The sequence below is a fragment of the Streptomyces sp. NPDC126503 genome, assembly GCF_040302405.1.
Taxonomy (GTDB): Bacteria; Actinomycetota; Actinomycetes; order Streptomycetales; family Streptomycetaceae; genus Streptomyces; species Streptomyces gulbargensis.
The window spans coordinates 97,059-114,072 of sequence record NZ_JBEORS010000021.1 but is presented as its reverse complement, the minus strand read 5'-3'; the positions used below and the strand labels follow the sequence as shown (position 1 = coordinate 114,072).

Annotated in this window: 17 protein-coding genes; 12 read left to right on the top strand and 5 right to left on the bottom strand. The window is 76.0% G+C overall.

What is annotated here, in order from left to right; all coding sequences use genetic code 11:
• The first annotated feature begins 119 nt into the window (after positions 1-119).
• The 7 genes from ABTY40_RS24460 to ABTY40_RS24430 all read left to right on the top strand — a co-directional run bounded on the left by ABTY40_RS24460 (position 120) and on the right by ABTY40_RS24430 (position 6,732).
• Positions 120-530: a cobalamin B12-binding domain-containing protein gene (locus ABTY40_RS24460; RefSeq protein ID WP_352061489.1), complete on the top strand. Its 411-nt coding sequence runs from the start codon at positions 120-122 to the stop codon at positions 528-530.
• The gene (locus tag ABTY40_RS24455) at positions 527-1,840 is read left to right on the top strand and encodes a methylaspartate mutase (protein ID WP_352061488.1); all 1,314 of its coding nucleotides are present in this window, start codon (positions 527-529) and stop codon (positions 1,838-1,840) included. Before ABTY40_RS24460 ends, ABTY40_RS24455 begins: the two co-directional genes overlap by 4 nt.
• A 76-nt stretch (positions 1,841-1,916) precedes the next feature.
• Positions 1,917-2,930, top strand: coding sequence for an asparagine synthetase A (locus ABTY40_RS24450; RefSeq protein ID WP_352061487.1), 1,014 nt, complete (start codon positions 1,917-1,919; stop codon positions 2,928-2,930).
• Positions 2,927-4,219: a glutamate synthase-related protein gene (locus tag ABTY40_RS24445; protein ID WP_352061486.1), complete on the top strand. Its 1,293-nt coding sequence runs from the start codon at positions 2,927-2,929 to the stop codon at positions 4,217-4,219. Before ABTY40_RS24450 ends, ABTY40_RS24445 begins: the two co-directional genes overlap by 4 nt.
• Entirely contained in the window at positions 4,216-4,614 is a 399-nt protein-coding gene (locus tag ABTY40_RS24440) for a hypothetical protein (RefSeq protein ID WP_352061485.1), read from the top strand. Before ABTY40_RS24445 ends, ABTY40_RS24440 begins: the two co-directional genes overlap by 4 nt.
• Before the next feature lie 62 nt (positions 4,615-4,676).
• Positions 4,677-5,966 (top strand): MFS transporter, encoded by a 1,290-nt coding sequence (locus ABTY40_RS24435; RefSeq protein ID WP_352061484.1) that lies wholly within the window; start codon positions 4,677-4,679, stop codon positions 5,964-5,966.
• 7 nt (positions 5,967-5,973) lie between these two features.
• The gene (locus tag ABTY40_RS24430) at positions 5,974-6,732 is read left to right on the top strand and encodes a 4'-phosphopantetheinyl transferase family protein (RefSeq protein WP_352061483.1); all 759 of its coding nucleotides are present in this window, start codon (positions 5,974-5,976) and stop codon (positions 6,730-6,732) included.
• A 58-nt stretch (positions 6,733-6,790) separates the two neighbouring features.
• Here ABTY40_RS24430 and ABTY40_RS24425 read toward each other — a convergent pair whose 3' ends face one another.
• Both ABTY40_RS24425 and ABTY40_RS24420 read right to left on the bottom strand, forming a co-directional pair.
• Entirely contained in the window at positions 6,791-8,935 is a 2,145-nt protein-coding gene (locus ABTY40_RS24425; protein WP_352061482.1) for an MMPL family transporter, read from the bottom strand.
• Between the two features lie 199 nt (positions 8,936-9,134).
• Positions 9,135-9,626, bottom strand: a complete 492-nt coding sequence (locus tag ABTY40_RS24420) for a MarR family winged helix-turn-helix transcriptional regulator (protein ID WP_352061481.1) — start codon at positions 9,624-9,626, stop codon at positions 9,135-9,137.
• A 148-nt stretch (positions 9,627-9,774) separates the two neighbouring features.
• Between ABTY40_RS24420 and ABTY40_RS24415 the strand changes: the two genes are divergently transcribed.
• Together ABTY40_RS24415 and ABTY40_RS24410 are read left to right on the top strand one after the other, a co-directional pair.
• Positions 9,775-11,529, top strand: coding sequence for an SDR family oxidoreductase (locus ABTY40_RS24415; RefSeq protein WP_352061480.1), 1,755 nt, complete (start codon positions 9,775-9,777; stop codon positions 11,527-11,529).
• Between the two features lie 91 nt (positions 11,530-11,620).
• Positions 11,621-12,994 carry a cryptochrome/photolyase family protein gene (locus tag ABTY40_RS24410; RefSeq protein ID WP_352061479.1) on the top strand — a complete coding sequence of 458 codons (1,374 nt, stop codon included), beginning with the start codon at positions 11,621-11,623 and terminating at the stop codon, positions 12,992-12,994.
• A gap of 129 nt (positions 12,995-13,123) precedes the next feature.
• On the opposite strand, the gene ABTY40_RS24405 is transcribed toward ABTY40_RS24410, so the two are convergent.
• Positions 13,124-13,921, bottom strand: a complete 798-nt coding sequence (locus tag ABTY40_RS24405) for an SDR family NAD(P)-dependent oxidoreductase (RefSeq protein ID WP_352061478.1) — start codon at positions 13,919-13,921, stop codon at positions 13,124-13,126.
• A 142-nt stretch (positions 13,922-14,063) separates the two neighbouring features.
• Between ABTY40_RS24405 and ABTY40_RS24400 the strand changes: the two genes are divergently transcribed.
• From ABTY40_RS24400 to ABTY40_RS24390, 3 genes are all read left to right on the top strand, one after another.
• On the top strand, positions 14,064-14,474 hold the full coding sequence (locus ABTY40_RS24400) for a four-helix bundle copper-binding protein (RefSeq protein WP_352061477.1): 411 nt from the start codon (positions 14,064-14,066) through the stop codon (positions 14,472-14,474).
• A gap of 89 nt (positions 14,475-14,563) precedes the next feature.
• A complete protein-coding gene (locus ABTY40_RS24395) occupies positions 14,564-16,042 on the top strand; it encodes an aminotransferase class I/II-fold pyridoxal phosphate-dependent enzyme (protein ID WP_352061476.1) in 1,479 nt (492 codons plus the stop codon).
• Between the two features lie 43 nt (positions 16,043-16,085).
• Complete coding sequence (locus ABTY40_RS24390; protein ID WP_352061475.1) at positions 16,086-16,298, top strand: hypothetical protein; 213 nt, start codon at positions 16,086-16,088, stop codon at positions 16,296-16,298.
• A gap of 72 nt (positions 16,299-16,370) precedes the next feature.
• On the opposite strand, the gene ABTY40_RS30925 is transcribed toward ABTY40_RS24390, so the two are convergent.
• Positions 16,371-16,652: a hypothetical protein gene (locus tag ABTY40_RS30925; protein WP_502990660.1), complete on the bottom strand. Its 282-nt coding sequence runs from the start codon at positions 16,650-16,652 to the stop codon at positions 16,371-16,373.
• 136 nt (positions 16,653-16,788) lie between these two features.
• The gene (locus ABTY40_RS24380; protein WP_352061474.1) at positions 16,789-16,980 is read right to left on the bottom strand and encodes a CsbD family protein; all 192 of its coding nucleotides are present in this window, start codon (positions 16,978-16,980) and stop codon (positions 16,789-16,791) included.
• Between the last annotated feature and the right edge of the window lie 34 nt (positions 16,981-17,014).

The window sequence follows — 17,014 nt, the reverse complement described above, 5'->3', positions numbered from 1 at the left end:
CCCGCATCCGCATGCGGGGCGCGGCGCCTTTTCCTTATGTCCGGAGCAAAGGAAAGTGCCGGTCGTTGCTGCCGCCGGGACTTCCCCTTCCGGAATCCGGAGGAAAATAGTCTTCAGGCATGAAGATTCTCTTGAGCGGAACCGCGTCGGATTCCCATACGTGGAATCTCGTGTACCTCCGGCTCTTTCTGGAGGAACTCGGCCACGAGGTCGTCGGGCTCGGTCCCTGCGTGAGCGCCGAGCTGCTCACGGACGCCTGCCGCCGGCACGCGCCCGACGCGGTCGTGCTCAGCAGCGTCAACGGACACGGCTACCGCGACGGCCTCACCGCGGTCCGCCGGCTGCGCTCCGAGCCCGCCCTCAGCGCCCTGCCGGTCGTCCTCGGCGGCAAGCTCGGTGTGGCCGGACGCAGCCAGGACGAGGACGTCGCACGCCTCCTGGAGGCCGGCTGCGACGCCGTCTTCGGGGACGACCTGGACGCGCTGCGCGGCTTCCTCGCCGCCGGGACGCGCAGGGAGGTGCCGGCGTGACGACGCCCTCGTCCTTCGGCGCCTTCGTGGCGGCCTCCGCCGCCGCCGGCCGGCTCGTCGTCCAGCCCCGCATGGGCTTCGGCGACCCCGGCCTGATGCGGTCCGGTCTCGCCCGCACCCGGGCCGCCACCGCCCACACCGCCGGCACCCTCACCGTCGACAGCTACACCCGCGTCGGCGACCTGGCCGCCGCCCGCGCCGCCGTCGCCGACGGCGCCCGTCTCAACGGCTACCCGATCGCCGCGCACTCCGCGAAGACCACCCGCGCGGTCCTCGACCACCTGCACGGCGCCGACTTCCCCGTGCAGGTCCGGCACGGTTCGGCCCGTCCCGAGCCCATCGTCCGGGCCCTCACGGCCGCCGGCCTCGACGCCACCGAGGGCGGCCCCGTCTCGTACTGCCTGCCCTACGGCCGCACCCCGCTACGGGAGTCCGTCGCCGCCTGGGTCCGCGCCTGCGACCTGCTCGTCACCGGCGCACGCCCCGGCGCCACGCCGCACCTGGAGAGCTTCGGCGGCTGCCTGCTCGGCCAGCTCTGCCCCCCGAGCCTGCTGGTCGCCACCAGCGTCCTGGAGTGCCTGTTCTTCGTCCGGTACGGGCTCCGCAGCGTCTCGCTGAGCTATGCCCAGCAGACCCACTCCGGCCAGGACGAGGAGGCCCTGCGCGCCCTGGACCGGCTCGCCGCCGAATTCCTCCCCGCCGGGGTCGACCGGCACGTCGTCCTCTACACCTACATGGGCGTCCATCCGCGCACCGAGCGCGGCGCCACCCGGCTCCTGGAGGCCTCCGCGCGGCTCGCGGTACGGGCCGGGGCGGGCCGGCTCATCGTCAAGACGGCCGCGGAGGCCCACCGCATCCCCACCGTGGACGAGAACGTCCGCGCCCTGGAGACCGCCGCCGCGGCCGCCGCGCTCGCCGGTGCCCCGGCCGCCCCGGTGGACGCGGCCGACAGCGAGGTGTACCAGGAGGCGCGCGCCCTCGTGGAAGCCGTCCTCGGCCTGCACCCCGACCTCTCCCGCGCCCTGCCCGCCGCCTTCGCACGCGGCCTGCTCGACGTGCCCTTCTGCCTCCACCCCGACAACCCGGGCCGCTCGCTCGGCTTCATCGACCCGGCCGGGCGGCTCCGCTGGGCCCGCACCGGGGCCATGCCGCTGCGCGCCGACACCGCCGCCGACGCGGCCCCGCTCACCGCCGCCGGCCTGCTCACCGCCCTCCACCACGTCGCCGACCGGTACGACAGCGGGGACGCGGGCGCGGACCGCCGTGCGGTCCACCACGCCCGCCAGGCCGCCGACCCGCTCACCGTCTGACGCCACGTCGACGCGCGGGCACACACCAGTCCCGCCGCCCGAGCCCCTTCCGCCCCGTACGAACAGGAGCCCCGCCATGGACCTGCCCGCTCCCGCCTCCGACGCCGCAGCGCCCGGCACCCCGCCCCCGCTCGGCGAGCACCTGCGCTCGCCCCGGCTGCGCGCCGCCATGCTCGTCCAGCAGGAGGTCCTCCAGGCCGCCCGCGACTTTCTGCGCGGGGAGGACTTCACCGAGCTGCTGCCCCCGCTCGTCGGGCCCGTCACCGACCCGGGCGGGCGCGGCGCCAAAGCCCTGGACGTCGACTACTACGGGCATCCGTACAAGCTGATGACCAGCGCCATCCTCTACAAGCAGGCCTCCCTGCGGGGCTTCCCGCGCCTCTTCTACATCGCCCCCAACGTCCGCGTGGAACCGGAGGAGACCGCCACCACCGGCCGTCACCTGGTCGAGTTCCACCAGATCGACGTGGAGATCGCGGGCGCGAGCCGCGAGGACGCCCAGGAGATCGCCGCCGGCCTCCTCACCCACGTCACCGAGCACGTGTGGACCGCCGTCCCGGACGTCCTCACCGGACTCGGCCGCGTCGAGGCCGACTTCGCGGACATCCGCGCCGGCAAGTACGACACCCGCACCCACGAGGAGGCCGTGGCCCGGCTCCTCTCCCTCGGCCACCCACAGAACCCCGACGGAGAGATCGACTGGACCGGCGAGCGCATCCTTTCCCTGGAGAGCGACCGGCCCTTCTTCGTCGACGACTACCCCAAGGGCTCGCGCGGCTTCTACGACCGCGAGGACCCCGAACGCCCCGGCGTGCTGCGGAACTTCGACCTCATCGCCCCGCACGGCTTCGGTGAACTGGTCTCCGGCAGCGAACGCGAGGCCGACTACGCCACCCTCGTCACCCGCATGCGGGAGAGCGGCGAGAACCCCGCGAAGTACGCCTGGTACCTGAAGGAGGCCCGCGAGGGCATCCCCGCCAGCGCCGGCTTCGGCATGGGCCTCCAGCGCCTCGTCCGCTTCCTCACCGGACTCGACGCCCTCTGGCAGGTCAGCGCCTACCCGAAGCTCCCCGGGGTGGTCGCCCCGTGACCGCCGCCGCCCTCACCGCCCCCGGCTTCCCCGAGGACGCGGTCCGCGCCCGCGCCCGGCACGGCACCGCCGCCGTCTTCCCCGACCCGGCCGCGTACGGCGGACGCCTCTTCGGCCCCACCCCCGCCCCGGCCGGCGGGGACGCCCTGGACCGGATGCGGATCGTGCCGCCCGTCTTCATGCCGCGACGGCTGGAGAAGCTCATCGACCTGGCCCGCGAACCGGAGTTCGGCGACGTCGACCTCACCACCCGCGTCGGCGGGTTCACCGCCCGACTGCCCCTCTACCTCTCCGCGTTCGGCTCCACCCGGGCGGGCAGCGGCGACCTCGCCGTCCACGCGAGCCGACAGGCCGCCCGCCTCGGCATCCCCATGGTCATCGGGGAGAACATGGTCCCCGTCCACGGCTACCGCCGCTCCGGCGACACCACCCGCTCCGCGCTCCTCGCCCGCGTCGAGGCCTATCTGGAGGCCGCGCCCGACGGCGTCGGCGGCATCGTGGTCCAGCAGTCCACCGAGGACGCCGACTCCGAGGTGTGGAACCTCCTCTACAGCGACCCGGCCTTCCGCCCCCTCCTGGAGAGCGGCCGCCTCGCCTTCGAGCTGAAGACCGGCCAGGGCGCCAAACCCGGCCTCGGCGGCATGACCGTCGTCGGCCGCGCCGAGGCCGAGCAGCTCGCCCGCCGCTTCACCGTCCGCGAGGTCTTCGGCGAGGCCGCCCCGCACCGGCTGCGCTGCGCGACCCCCGGCACCTTCACCGAGGAGATCCTCCGCCAGCAACTCCGCTTCATGCGCAACAACTTCCCCAAGGCCCGCACCTGGGTGAAGTTCCACCCGGGCCGCGACATCGGCCACGCCGCCCGCACGGCCTGGGCCGCCGGGGCCGACGCCGTCACCGTGGACGGCGCCGAGGGCGGCACCGGCTGGGCCCCCGGCGTCTTCCTCGACCACGTCGGCCTGCCCCTCGCCGAGGCCCTGCGGCGCGTCGGCCGCCCCGACGGCTGCCTCCTCGCCGCCGGCGGCGTCTGGGAAGGCGGCCGGGCCGTGCGCGCCCTCGCCCTCGGCGCCACCGCCGTCGGCCTCGGCCGCGCCGCCCTTGTCGCCGTCGACGAGGACCCCGAACACGGCCTGGAACGCCTCGCCGACGCCCTCGCCCTCGAACTGCGCCTCCTCGTCAGCGCCCTCGGCACGTACACGCCCGCCGCCCTCACCCCCGAGGACCTGTGGTCACCCGACCAGGACACGGCCCCGGCCCCGTGGCCCGCCACGACCGCGGGCTGTCCCTCATGACCCCCGCACGCCGCCGCCGGCACCCCCCGCGCGCCGTCCGTGCCCGCTTCTCGCTACGGGAGGTCCCCGGCATCACCGTCGCGGCGGCCGGCGACCGGCGGCCCCTCCCGTACGGACTCGACGGCACCGCCCGCCGCACGGCCCAGCGCGCGCTCACCGAGGCCGGCCGCGCCTACCTCGGCGGCCACGTCGAACTGCGCGCCCCGCGCCACCTCCCCGCCCGCACCCTGCGCCGTGCCACCACCCGCGCGGTGGCCGCGGCGGTCACCACCACCCTCCGAACCCCCCGCCCCGAAACGGGGCCCGTCCGACGGGTCCCGGCCCCCGTTCCATGGCCGGACCGGCCCGTGACGAGAAGGCGGGCCTGCGCCGCCGGGCGCGGGCACCGCCCCTGAGCGCGGCCCCCGTCTCCTCAGCCCCACCCCCTCCGGCCCGCCCCCGACAGAAAGCCGACCCCATGGCAACGCCCACCCCGCCCACCGCGCCCGGCCGGCGCGGCGCCGACCGGCGCCGGATCGTCGGTCTGGTCGCCGGGCAGGCCGCCGTCCAGGCGGGCAGCTTCGCCCTGCTCATCGCCATGAGCTGGACCGCCGTCCAGCTCGGCGGCCGGGGCGCCGTCACCGCCGTCACGCTCGCCGCCACCCTGCCCCGCGCGCTCCTGCTCCTCTTCGGCGGCGCCCTCACCGACCTGCTCGGCCCCCGCGCCCTGCTGCTGCGCACCACGGGCGTCCGCGTCCTCGTCCTCACGGCCGGGGCCGTCGTCACCGCCACCACCCACTCCCTCGGGCCGCTCGTCGCCGTCGCGCTGGTCGACGGCGTCCTGCTGGGCCTCGGCGGCCCCGCCGCCGGAGTCCTGCTGCCGCGACTGGCACCGCAGGAGCACCTGGGGCGCGCCAACTCCCTCTTCTCCATGGTGCTGCGGCTCGCCCCGCTCGCCGGCTCGCCGCTCGGGGCCTGGCTGGTGGTCGTCGGCGGGCTGCCGGTCGCCATGGCGGGCGCCGCGGCCGGCTGCGTCCTGTGGCTCGGCTGCGCCGCGTACGTCACCCACGGCATGACCCGGCCCGCGCCCGCCCCGCAGGGGCCCTCGCTGCTGCGCCGGTCGGGCGACGGCTTCCGGCTCCTGGCGGCCCACCCGCGCCTGCGGTGGATGTTCGTCGCCTGCTTCGCGATGGACCTGGCGTTCCTGTGGCCGGCCGAGGTCGCCCTGCCGCTGCGCGCCGCCGAACGGGGCTGGGGCGTCGGCGCGGTCGCCCTCGTCCTCGCCGCGTTCAGCGCGGGCGCGCTCGCCTCGGCGGCCCTGGGCGCCGCCGTCGCCCACCGCGTCCCGGTCTCGCTCAAGCTGGTGGTGACCGGCGCCGGTCTCGCCGCCGGCATGGGCGCCATGGCGCTCGTCCCGTCGCCCGGCGCCCTCGCCGGCACCGCCGCCGCCGTCGGCCTGCTCTCGGGGCTCAACGGCCCGGCGCTCCTGACGGCCTATCAACAGGCCGTGCCGGACGGGCGGATGGGGGCGGCGATGTCCACCTTCGCGCTCTCCGGGATCGGAGCGGCACCCCTGTCCCTGGCGCTGTTCAGCCCGGTCTCGCTGCACCTCGGCGTCACCGGCACCTGGCTGCTGTGCGCCGCCCTCGCCCTGGTCTCGCCGCTCGCCGCGGCCGTCGCCCTGCGCGCCGGGACGGAGAAGTCCGCGGGCCGGAGCACCGCCGGCCGCGTCCGTACCGTCCCGGAGACCACCGCCACGTCCGTGTGAGGCAGAGATGAGTCCGCTGACCCCAGCACCCCCGCCCGAGGTGTACGCCTCCGGGCACGCCGCCCTCCCGTACCCGTTCCCGGCCCCGCTGCCGCCGCTGCCCGCGGCGCTGCCCAGGCCGCCCGGCGTCCGGCCGCTCCGGCCCGGGCTGTGGCTGGTCGCCACCGACACGCACCGGGACAGCGCCGCCCGGTACGCCCCCCTCGTCCTGGACGCGGCCGAACTGGCCCGCGCCGAGGAGTTCCGGCGGCCCGGGGACCGCGCCACCTACCTGTGCGCGCACGTCGGTCTGCGCCGGCTGCTCGGCGCCCACCTCGGTGTCGCGCCCCGCGCCGTGGTGGTGGAGCGGGCGCCGTGCCCCTGCTGCGGCGGAGCGCACGGCAGGCCCGTCCTCGCGGACGGCGGCCCGCACTTCTCGCTCTCGCACTGCGAGGGCCTGAGTCTGATCGCCGTCGCCGCCACTCCGGTCGGCGTGGACATCGAACGGGTCCCCGCCCCGCACCTCGTGACGGAGGCCGCCGAGGTGCTCCACCCGGCCGAGTCGGCCGAACTGGCCGCCCTGGACGGGGCTCACCGCCCGGCCGCCTTCGCCCGGGTCTGGACGCGGAAGGAGGCGTACCTGAAGGGGCTCGGTGTCGGGCTCGGCGCCGACCCCGCGGCCACGTACGTCGGCGCCGGCCCCACCCCCTCCGCCCCGCCGGGCTGGCTGCTCACCGACGTGCCCGTGCCGTCCGGCCACCGGGCGGCGGTCGCCGTCCGCCGCTGAGCAACCGGGTGGCGCCGGCATGCCCGTACCACCGGACGGGCCGGCGCCACCCGGGCCGTCAGGCCGGACCGGGGGTGTCCGGCGCACGGCGGCGGCTCAGCGCGCCGGGCCACCACGCCACCGGTCCGAGGTCGCGGACCAGGGCGGGCACCAGCAGGGAGCGGACCACCAGGGTGTCCAGGAGGACGCCGAAGGCGACGATGAAGGCGATCTGCACGAGGAAGGCCAGCGGGATGACACCGAGCGCGGCGAAGGTCGCCGCGAGCACCACGCCCGCCGAGGTGATCACCCCTCCGGTGGCGGTCAGACCGATGCGGACGCCCTCGGCCGCGCCGTGGCGCAGGGACTCCTCGCGGACCCGGGACATCAGGAAGATGTTGTAGTCGACACCGAGGGCGACGAGGAAGACGAAGCCGTACAGCGGCACCGACGCGTCCGTGCCGGTGAAACCGAGGAGGTGCTCGAAGACGAGGGCCGAGACCCCCAGCGTGGCGGCGAAGTTGAGCGCCACGGTGGCGACGAGCAGCACCGGCAGCACCAGGGAGCGGAGCAGGGCGACCAGGATCACCAGGATGACCGCCAGGACGACGGGGACGATGACGGCGCGGTCCCGCGCGGCGGTGTGCTGGGTGTCGTACCGCTGCGCCGTGGTGCCGCCGACGAGGGCGTTCGCGCCGGGTACGGCGTGCACGGCGGTGCGGAGCCGGGGGAGCGTCTCGCGCGCGGCGTCGCTGTCGGCGGCGTCCGCGAGCGTGGCGTCGATCCGTACCCGGCCGTCGACGGCCGGCGGCGTGCCCCGCGCGGGTCGGCCGGCGGCGTCCACCGGGACGGCCGAGACGACGCCCGGAACGCCTTCGGCGGCGGCGACGACCCGGGGCGCCGCGTCGGCGTCGGCGATGATCACCGCGGGACTGCCCGCGCCGCCCGGGAAGTGACGGCCGAGCGTCTCCTGGGCGGCGACGGACGGCGCGTCGTTCACGAAGATCTCGTCGAAGGGCACGCCCCGGGAGCTGAGGGCGGGCGCGAAGGCCGCGCAGGCCAGGAGGCCGGCGAGGGTGAACGCCCACACCCGGCGCGGCGCCCGGTCGACCAGGGCTGCCACCCGCTCCCAGACGGCCCGGCCGCCCTTCGCCGGACCGGCGCCGTGCGGGGCCGGACGGGCCGGCCAGTACGCGGCACGGCCCGTGAGGACCAGGGCCGCCGGCAGGAACGTGAGCGCGCCGAGCACCGCGCAGACGATGCCGATCGCGCCGACGGGGCCGAGCGCCCGGTTGTTGGAGAGGTCGCTGACGAGCAGGGCCACCAGGGCCAGGGCGACGGTGGCGGCACTCGCGACGATCGGTTCGACGGAGCGGCGCAGCGCCCTGCGCATCGCGGAGAAGCGGTCGGCGCCGGGGGCGGCGAGCTCCTCGCGGTAGCGGGCCGCGAGCAGCAGGGCGTAGTCGGTGGCGGCGCCGATCACCAGGATGGAGAGGATGCCCTGCACCTGGCCGTCCACGCGGACGAGGTCCGCGTCGGCGAGGACGTACACGAGGGCGCAGGCCAGGCCGAGGGCGAAGACCGCGCCCAGCATGATCAGCAGCGGCAGCAGCACACTGCGGTAGACGACCAGCAGGATCAGCAGCACGGTGACGAGGGCGACGCCGAGCAGCAGGCCGTCGATGCCGGAGAACGCGCCGGACAGGTCGGCCTGGGTGGCGGCGGGCCCCGCGAGCCACACGGTGGTTCCCGGCACCGCGCCCGCCGCCCGCCGGATCTCGTCGAGCGCGTCCGGCAGGGCGTCGTCGAGTGCCGGCCGCAGGGGGACGACCGCGCGCAGCGCCCGGCCGTCCTCGGCGGGCAGCGCGGCGGAGGGCGGCCCGGCGAGTTCCGGCCGGCCGGCGAGCGCCGCGACCGCCCGGGTGGCGCGGCCGGCCGCGCCGGGCTCCAGCGTTCCGCCGCCGTCCGCCGTCCACACCACGATCGCGGGGACGGCCTCGGAGCCGCGGAAGGCCTTCTGCTCGTCCAGGACCCGCGTCGACTCGGCGCTGCGCGGCAGGAACGCCGCCTGGTCGTTGGTGGCGACCTCGCCCAGCCGGCCGGCGAAGGGACCGAGGGCGCCGCCGACGACCAGCCAGACGGCGAGGAGCGCCAGGGGCAGCAGGAGCCGGGTTCGGGTCCGGGGCGGAGGCGCGGTACGGGGAGGACGGGGCGAGCGGGGCATCTGGGCTTCGGAGGGGGAGTGGTGGCTCGACAATTCACTATCTCAATGATTGAGAGATCTTTTATCACGGCGGCCCCCGTGGCCGGCGCGGCGCCCGGGCCTTTCGGGAGAAGGGCGGTCCCGGACCTTCGGGGAAACGGTCTCGCATCCCGTTCTACGGGCCCGACGGGTCCCGCGGACGCACCCCGCCGCGGCGAGTTCAGCGCCTCGGGACGCGCAGCGCGCCGAGCTCCTCGTTCAGGACGGTCAGGAAACGCAGCGCCACCGCCAGTTCCTCCGGGGCGAACCGTTCCCGCGCCCGCTCCGTCGCTTCCGCCAGCGGCAGGAAGTACCGCCTCGCCGCCGCCCTCGCCCCGTCCTCGTACCGCACGTGCACGACCCGCCGGTCCGCGCTCTCCCGCGTCCGGCGGATGTGCCCGGCCCTCTCCAGCCGGTCCAGACAGGCCGTCACCGCCCCTGAGGTCAGCCCGAGGTGCTCCCGCAGCCGCCCCGGCGTCAGCGGCTCCGGACTGTCCAGGACCACCGCGAGCGCCTGTACGTCGGTGGGGTGCAGCCCCTGCGCCTGGGCGAAGCCGTGCACCAGGCGGTTGATCTCGCCCTGCGTCCGTCGCAGCGCGACGGCGAAACTCTGCAGGTCACCCGCCGCGTTCCGCGGGTCGGGGCGGGTGTCTCGGTCTTCTTCGCTGGCCACGCGTTCAGCCTATAGACACCCCTGGACGGCGGTCCGCCGCATCCGCCCGGGCCGCGCGCACGGAAGAGAAGGAGAAGAATCGCCGGGGGCGCCGCACCCCTCGCGCGACCCCGCCCCACCCTTCCGGGGACGAAACGGAGCAGACCCCATGGCGACGCACCACCCCCGCCCCCCGTCCGGCCCCGGCGTACCGCCGCCGGGTGCCGGTCCCGTACCGGAGCCCGGCCCCCCGCCGTCGCCGGGTCCCGAGTCCGTACCATCGCCCGAGCCCGCTCCCGTACCCGAGCCCGGCTCCGTACCGTCGCCCGGTCCCCGCCCCGGGCCCGACCGCGCCGCGGCGCCCGGCGGCGACGCGGCCCGGCCGCTCCTCTGCCTGGTGACCGGAGCCGGCGGCTACATCGGAGGACGGCTCGTCCCCGAACTCCTCGCCGCCGGCCACCGCGTCCGCTGCCTCGCCCGCACCCCGGCCAACCTGCGCGACCACCCGTGGGTGGAACGGACCGAGGTGGTCCGCGGCGACGTCACCGACGCGACGACCCTGCGGCCCGCCTTCGACGGCGTGGACGTCGCCTACTACCTCGTCCACTCCATGGGAGCGGGCCGCGACTTCGAGGAGACCGACCGCCGTGCCGCCCGCACCTTCGCCGCCGAGGCCCGCGCCGCCGGCGTCCGCCGCATCGTCTACCTCGGCGGCCTCACCCCCGCGGACGTCCCCGAACGCGAGCTCTCCCCGCACCTGCGCTCCCGGGCCGAGGTCGGCCGCATCCTCCTCGACTCCGGCGTCCCCACCACCGTCCTGCGGGCCGCCGTGGTCATCGGCTCCGGCTCCGCCTCCTTCGAGATGCTCCGTTATCTCACCGAACGCCTGCCCGTGATGGTCACCCCGCGCTGGGTCGGCACCCGCGTCCAGCCCATCGCCGTCGGCGACGTCCTGCGCTACCTCGTCGGCAGCGCCACCATGCCCGCGGACGTCAGCCGCGCCTTCGACATCGGCGGTCCCGACGTCCTGCGCTACCACGACATGATGCTGCGGTACGCCGCCGTCGCGCGCCTGCCCCGGCGGCTCATCCTGCCCGTGCCCATGCTCACCCCCCGCCTCTCCGGCCAGTGGATCGGGCTCGTCACCCCCGTCCCCGCCTCCCTCGCCCGCCCGCTCGCCGAATCCCTGCGCTACGAGGTCGTCTGCGCCGAACACGACATCGCCGCCCACGTGCCCGACCCGCCCGGCACGCCCATGCCCTTCGACGAGGCCGTCGCGCTCGCGCTGCGCCGCGTCCAGGAGGCCGACGTCACCACCCGCTGGTCCTCCGCCTCCCTCCCCGGCGCCCCCGGCGAACCGCTGCCCACCGACCCCGACTGGGCGGGCGGCAGCCTCTACACCGACGTCCGCGAACGGGCCGTCGACGCCTCCCCCGACGCCCTGTGGCGGGTCGTCGAGGGCATCGGCGGCGAGAACGGCTGGTACTCCTTCCCCCTGGCCTGGGCCGTCCGGGGCTGGCTGGACCGGCTCGCCGGCGGCGTCGGCCTGCGGCGCGGCCGGCGCGACGCGGCCCGGCTGCGGGTCGGCGACGCGCTCGACTTCTGGCGCGTCGAGGAGATCGAGCGGGGCAGCCTGCTGCGCCTGCGGGCCGAGATGCGCCTCCCGGGACTCGCCTGGCTGGAGATGCGCGTCGAACCGGACGGCGCCGGGCGGTCCCGCTACCGGCAGCGCGCCCTCTTCCACCCGCACGGACTCGCGGGCCAGGTGTACTGGTGGAGCGTGGCCCCCTTCCACGCCGTCGTCTTCGGCGGCATGGCGAGGAACATCTCCCGTACGGCGGAACGCGGCGCGGGCGACCGGGCCGTCGGGCGCGGCGCGCCCGGCCCCGCGACCCGCCGCCCGCCACCGCCCCCGCGTCCGTGACGGCCGGCGGACCGAAGGAGCAGCGCCGCACACCAGCCCACCGGGCACGGGCCCGCGCCCCGCCCGGTGACCGATTCCCGGAAGTGACCGCATGAGCGTCGCCGTCGTCCTCTTCACCGCCGATCTGCGCCTGCACGACCACCCGCCCCTGCACGCCGCCGTGGCGTCGGCGGACGCGGTCGTGCCGCTGTTCGTCCGGGACCCCGCCGTCGACCGGGCCGGGTTCGCGGCGCCCAACCGGCTCGCGTTCCTCGCGGACTGCCTGACCGACCTGGACGCGGGGCTGCGGGAACGCGGCGGACGGCTCGTCGTACGGCACGGGGACACCGTGACCGAGGTGTGCGCCGTCGCACGGGAGACCGGCGCCTGCGAGGTCCATGTGGCCGCCGGGCACTCCGCCTTCGCCCGCGCCCGCGAGGAGCGGCTGCGGCGCGCCCTGGCGGCCGACGGCCGGCAGCTGCGCGTGCACGACGCCGTGACGAGCGTGGTCCCGCCCGGAGACGTCACCCCGCAGGGATCCGACCACTTCGCCGTGTTCACCCCCTACCACCGGCGCTGGTCAGGCGTACCGCTGCGGGCACCGCTCCCGGCACCCCGGACGGTCCGGGTGCCGCCGGGCCCCCGCTCCGACGAGCCGCCCGCCCGGGCTTCCGTGGCCGGCGTCTCCCCGGCGGTGGCCACCGGCGGCGAACGCGAGGGACGCGGGCGGCTGCGGGCCTGGATCTCCCAGGACCTCGACGCCTACGAGGACCGGCACGACGACCTCGCCGGCGACGCGACCTCGCGCCTCTCCCCGTACCTCCACTTCGGTGCCGTCTCCGCGACCGAGGCCGTCCACCTCGCCCGGGCCCGGGGCGGCGCGGGCGCCGACGCCTTCGTACGGCAACTGTGCTGGCGCGACTTCCACCAGCAGGTGCTGGCCGCGCGGCCCCGGGCGGCCGTGGAGGACTACCGCCCCCGGAGCGACCGCTGGCGGCGGGGCGTGGAGGCCGAGGAGGACCTGCGGGCCTGGCGCGAGGGCCGCACCGGCTACCCCGTGGTGGACGCGGCCCTGCGCCAGCTCGCCCACGAGGGCTGGATGCACAACCGGGGGCGCCTGCTCACCGCCTCCTTCCTCAGCAAGACGCTCTACCTCGACTGGCGGGAGGGGGCCCGGCACTTCCTCGGCCTCCTGGTGGACGGCGACGTCGCCAACAACCAGCTCAACTGGCAGTGGGTGGCCGGCACCGGCACCGACAGCCGGCCGCACCGGGTCCTCAACCCCGTCCTCCAGGGCAGGCGGTACGACCCGGACGGCGCGTACGTCAGGCGCTGGGTGCCGGAACTCGCCGCCCTGCCCGGCGCCTCCCTCCACGAACCGTGGAAGCTCAGGGGCGCCGACCGGGCCGCGTACGACTACCCCGACCCGGTCGTGGACCTCTCCGAGGGGCTCGCACGCTTCCGGCGCGCGCGGGGACGCGACTGAGGTTGTCAGACCGTGGGCCGCCGGGCCGCCGGGCGGCGGGGTGCCGGGGCGGGGGCAGGCATACGGCCGGCTCACGACGCACGAACGACGCGGAGAGCCCCCTCGCCGAGGACGCGGGGCGGCGGCGGTTCAGGAGCCCTGGTCGCCGGAGCCGGGCTCGGCCACGCGCCGGTGGGCCTCCGCCGTGAGCCCGTCCGGGAGCACCCGGCCGGCGAGTCCCTGGAGACGGGATCTCACCGACCCGGCGACCACCTTGTCCCGGCCCGCCATGAGGGCCTCGAAGGCCTGCGCGGCGACCTCGGCGGGATCGTCCTTCGGCCCCCTGCCGATCGCCGTGTCCAGCATGTCCGCGCGGGCGAAGAACGCCGTGTCCGTCGGCCCCGGCAGCAGGGTCGTCACGGTGACCCCGGTGTCCCGCACCTCGTGGGCCAGGGCCTGGGCGAAGGACAGCAGGAAGGCCTTCGAGGCGTTGTAGACCGCCTGGTACGGCCCCGGTGTCGTCGCCGCCACGGACGAGGTGACCAGCACCCTCCCCTGACCGTCCGCGACCATCGGGGGCACCAGCAGGCGGGCCAGGCGGACGGTCGAGGAGATGTTGAGGTCGATGACGCGCTGCTGGTCCGCGAGGTCCGTCCCGAGAAAGGCACCGCCCCGGCCCACGCCCGCGTTCAGGGCGAGCGCGGCGACCGGGCGCCGCGTCTCCACGACGCGCCGGTGCAGCGTCGCCACACCGTCGGCGGTGGCGAGGTCCGTCCGGACGGCGGTCACCTCCGTACCGCGCTCACCCAGTTCCGCGGCGGACGCCGGTGCCACGTCCTCGGCGGCGAGCACCAGGTCGTACCCGTGCCGCGCGAACTGCCGGGCGAGTGCGAGGCCGATGCCGCTGGAGGCGCCGGTGACGACGGCCAGGGGGTTCGTTGCGTTCATGGCGGGCGGCTACCCGGCCCCCCGACGCCTACACGAACCGGACACATCGGACAGGCTGTCCGGCTGAACACGCGCGTTCGGGGTAGGCGCGCCGTGGCGGGCGGCCGGCGCCCGCCGACGTACGACCCTCCGGAGGCATCTCATGGAGACAGCGGTACGCGGAATGCTCAACTCCTACCCGGCCGGTCTCGGCGGTGTCGACACGGACGCCATGGCCCGCTGCATCGAGGAGTGCGTCGCCTGCGCCCAGGCGTGCACGGCCTGCGCGGACGCCTGTCTGGCCGAGGGCATGGTCGCCGACCTCGCGAAGTGCATCCGCGCCGACCTGGACTGCGCCGACATCTGTACGACGACGGCGTCCGTCCTGTCGCGGCACACCGGCTACGACGCCCAGGTCACCCGCGCGGTCCTGACCGCCTGCCTGGCCGCCTGCCGGGCCTGCGCCGACGCGTGCGAGCGCCACGCGGCCACCCACGCGCACTGCCGCATCTGCGCCGAGGCCTGCCGTTCCTGCGCGGACGCCTGCGCCGCGCTCCTGGAGCGCCTCGGCTGAACCGCCGGCCGCAGGCGCGGACCCGGCCCCGGAACCGGACCCGGGCCTCGTCCACCGACCCGTACACCCGTCGAATGGAGGAAACCACCATGGACCACTCGCGCGCGCCGGTACTCGAGGCGCTCCAGGAGTTCCGGCGCCGGGGGGACGTCGTGTTCGGCCCTCCCGGACACAAGCAGGGCCGGGGGGTGGACCCGAGGGTCGCGGAGATCCTCGGTCTCGACCTCTTCCGTGCCGACGTCCTCATGTTGAACGGGCTCGACGACCGGCGCGAGTCCCAGGGCGTGCTGAGCCAGGCGCAGGAGCTGATGGCCGACGCCGTCGGCGCCGAGCAGGCGTTCTTCTCGACCTGCGGGAGCTCGCTGTCGGTGAAGACCGCCATGCTCGCCGTCGCAGGCCCCGGCGAGAAGCTGCTCCTGTCGCGCAACGCGCACAAGTCCGTGATCGCGGCCGTGGTGGTGAACGGTGTGGAACCCATCTGGGTGCACCCGAAGTTCGACGGCGAACGGCACCTCGCCCATCCGCCGGAGCCCGACGACGTACGCCGCCGCCTCAAGGAGCACCCCGACGCCAAGGGCATGCTCCTGATCACCCCCACCGACTGGGGCAGCTGCGCGGACGTGAAGGGCGTGGCCGACGCCTGCCACTCCTTCGACGTGCCGCTCATCGTGGACGAGGCGTGGGGCGCGCACCTGCCGTTCCATCCCGAGCTGCCCGCCTGGGGCATCGACGCCGACGCCGACCTCGTCGTCACCAGCGTCCACAAGATGGGCGGGGCGGTCGAGCAGAGTTCGGTCTTCCACCTCCAGCACGACCGGGTGTCGCCCGAGGTGCTCAAGCAGCGCGAGGACCTGCTGGGGACGACCAGCTCCTCCTCCCTGGTGTACGCCACGCTCGACGGCTGGCGGCGCCAGATGGTCCAGCACGGGCACGACCTCCTCGACGACGCCCTGCGCCGGGCGCAGCGGATCCGCGGGACCGCGGACTCCCTGCCGGGCCTGTCCGTGATGGGCCGCGAAGTGGTCGGCGCCGGGTTCGCCGCCGACCTGGACCCGCTCAAGATCGTGATCGACGTGCGGGGTCTCGGCACCACGGGGATGCGGGCGGCCGAGTGGCTGCGCGCCGAACGCCACGTCGACGTGGGCGGTTCCGACACCTGCCGCATCAGCATCTCGATCACCCACTCGGACGACGACGAGACCGAACAGGTCCTGGTGGACGCCCTGCGCGCCCTGGTCGACCGGGCCGACTCGATCGACGGCCGGTCCCCGGCCGCCGTACGGCTTCCCGAACCCCCGGCGCTCGAACTGGAGCAGGCCCGCCTCCCGCGCGACGCGTTCTTCGGCGAGGCCGACCACGTGGCGGCCGAGGACGCGGTCGGCCGCATCGCGGCCGAGACCATCAGCCCCTACCCGCCCGGCGTGCCGGTGGTCACCCCCGGCGAGGTCATCACCGCCGAGGTGGTCGACTACCTCCGCAGCGGCGTGGACCAGGGCATGCTCGTCCCGGACGCGGCCGACCCGTCCCTGAAGACGTTCCGGGTGGTGGCACGTGAACCACGGTCCTGACCCCCGAGGTGCCCCGAGTCCGCGCGGGGCGCACGCTGGAGACGTGAGCACCGCCCCCGTCGTCGTCCACCGCCCGAGCGCCACGGGCGGGCGGCGCGTCACCGTGCGCGGCGAGATCGCGGGCCTCGCGCACCGCGACGCCGATGTGATCGAGTTCCTGCGCCGCGCCGGGATCCCGGACGCCGGGGAACTGCTCGACGACCCCGCCTGGGTGGAGTGGCGCGGCGGCCGGGCGCATCTGTACGAGGCGGCCTGACGGCACGCGGCACGAACGGGACGCCGGCCCGGCGGGCGAACCGCCGGGCCGGCGCCGTCGTGGAGGGCGTCGTCACCTTCGTCCACGCCCGAGGTGGTACACCTCACCCGCGCGGCCCCGGGGACGGACGAGGTCGACGCCGGCGCGGTGGCCCCCCACGTGCAGCCCCTCGCGGACGTGGAGCCCGGAGTCGTAGAGGGGCACGTCCGCGCCGTCGAGCAGACGGGTGACGAACCCGGGGGTCAGCTTCGGGGAGGGACGGAGCCGACCGACCGGGAGCCGACCGGGCCGCTCCTGGACCTGTGCGGCGCCGACCGGAGCCGGATCCGCCGGGTCGCCGACCGCAAGGGCCACGGCCTGCGCTACTGCCTGGACGACACCCAGGCCCGCACCGAACCCGGCTACCGTCCCCGGCGCCGGCTGACCCCGCGCACACGGGACGCCCGGCCGGGAGGGGTCCGGCCGGGCGTCCTCGCGCGAGCGGAGAAGGTCAGCTCGTGCTGCGGCGCTTCATCTCGTCACGGGCCTTCATCCCGCCCCGGTGCACCTTCTCGATCGCCTCGCGGGCCTTGCCCTTCATCTGGTCGGTCTTGCCCTCGGCCTGCATCTTCTCGTTGCCGGTGGCCTTGCCGACGGTCTCCTTGATCTTGCCCTTGCCCTTGTCCATCGCGCCCTTGCCCATGGCGGTCTCCTGTCCGTGTCCTCTGTCGTGGCCT

Coding starts and splice junctions, on each gene's coding strand:
- ABTY40_RS24460 (WP_352061489.1), top strand. CDS start 120: ATGAAGATTCTCTTGAGCGGAACCGCGTCGGATTCCCATACGTGGAAT.
- ABTY40_RS24450 (WP_352061487.1), top strand. CDS start 1,917: ATGGACCTGCCCGCTCCCGCCTCCGACGCCGCAGCGCCCGGCACCCCG.
- ABTY40_RS24440 (WP_352061485.1), top strand. CDS start 4,216: ATGACCCCCGCACGCCGCCGCCGGCACCCCCCGCGCGCCGTCCGTGCC.
- ABTY40_RS24435 (WP_352061484.1), top strand. CDS start 4,677: ATGGCAACGCCCACCCCGCCCACCGCGCCCGGCCGGCGCGGCGCCGAC.
- ABTY40_RS24430 (WP_352061483.1), top strand. CDS start 5,974: ATGAGTCCGCTGACCCCAGCACCCCCGCCCGAGGTGTACGCCTCCGGG.
- ABTY40_RS24425 (WP_352061482.1), bottom strand. CDS start 8,935: ATGCCCCGCTCGCCCCGTCCTCCCCGTACCGCGCCTCCGCCCCGGACC.
- ABTY40_RS24415 (WP_352061480.1), top strand. CDS start 9,775: ATGGCGACGCACCACCCCCGCCCCCCGTCCGGCCCCGGCGTACCGCCG.
- ABTY40_RS24410 (WP_352061479.1), top strand. CDS start 11,621: ATGAGCGTCGCCGTCGTCCTCTTCACCGCCGATCTGCGCCTGCACGAC.
- ABTY40_RS24405 (WP_352061478.1), bottom strand. CDS start 13,921: ATGAACGCAACGAACCCCCTGGCCGTCGTCACCGGCGCCTCCAGCGGC.
- ABTY40_RS24400 (WP_352061477.1), top strand. CDS start 14,064: ATGGAGACAGCGGTACGCGGAATGCTCAACTCCTACCCGGCCGGTCTC.
- ABTY40_RS24395 (WP_352061476.1), top strand. CDS start 14,564: ATGGACCACTCGCGCGCGCCGGTACTCGAGGCGCTCCAGGAGTTCCGG.
- ABTY40_RS24380 (WP_352061474.1), bottom strand. CDS start 16,980: ATGGGCAAGGGCGCGATGGACAAGGGCAAGGGCAAGATCAAGGAGACC.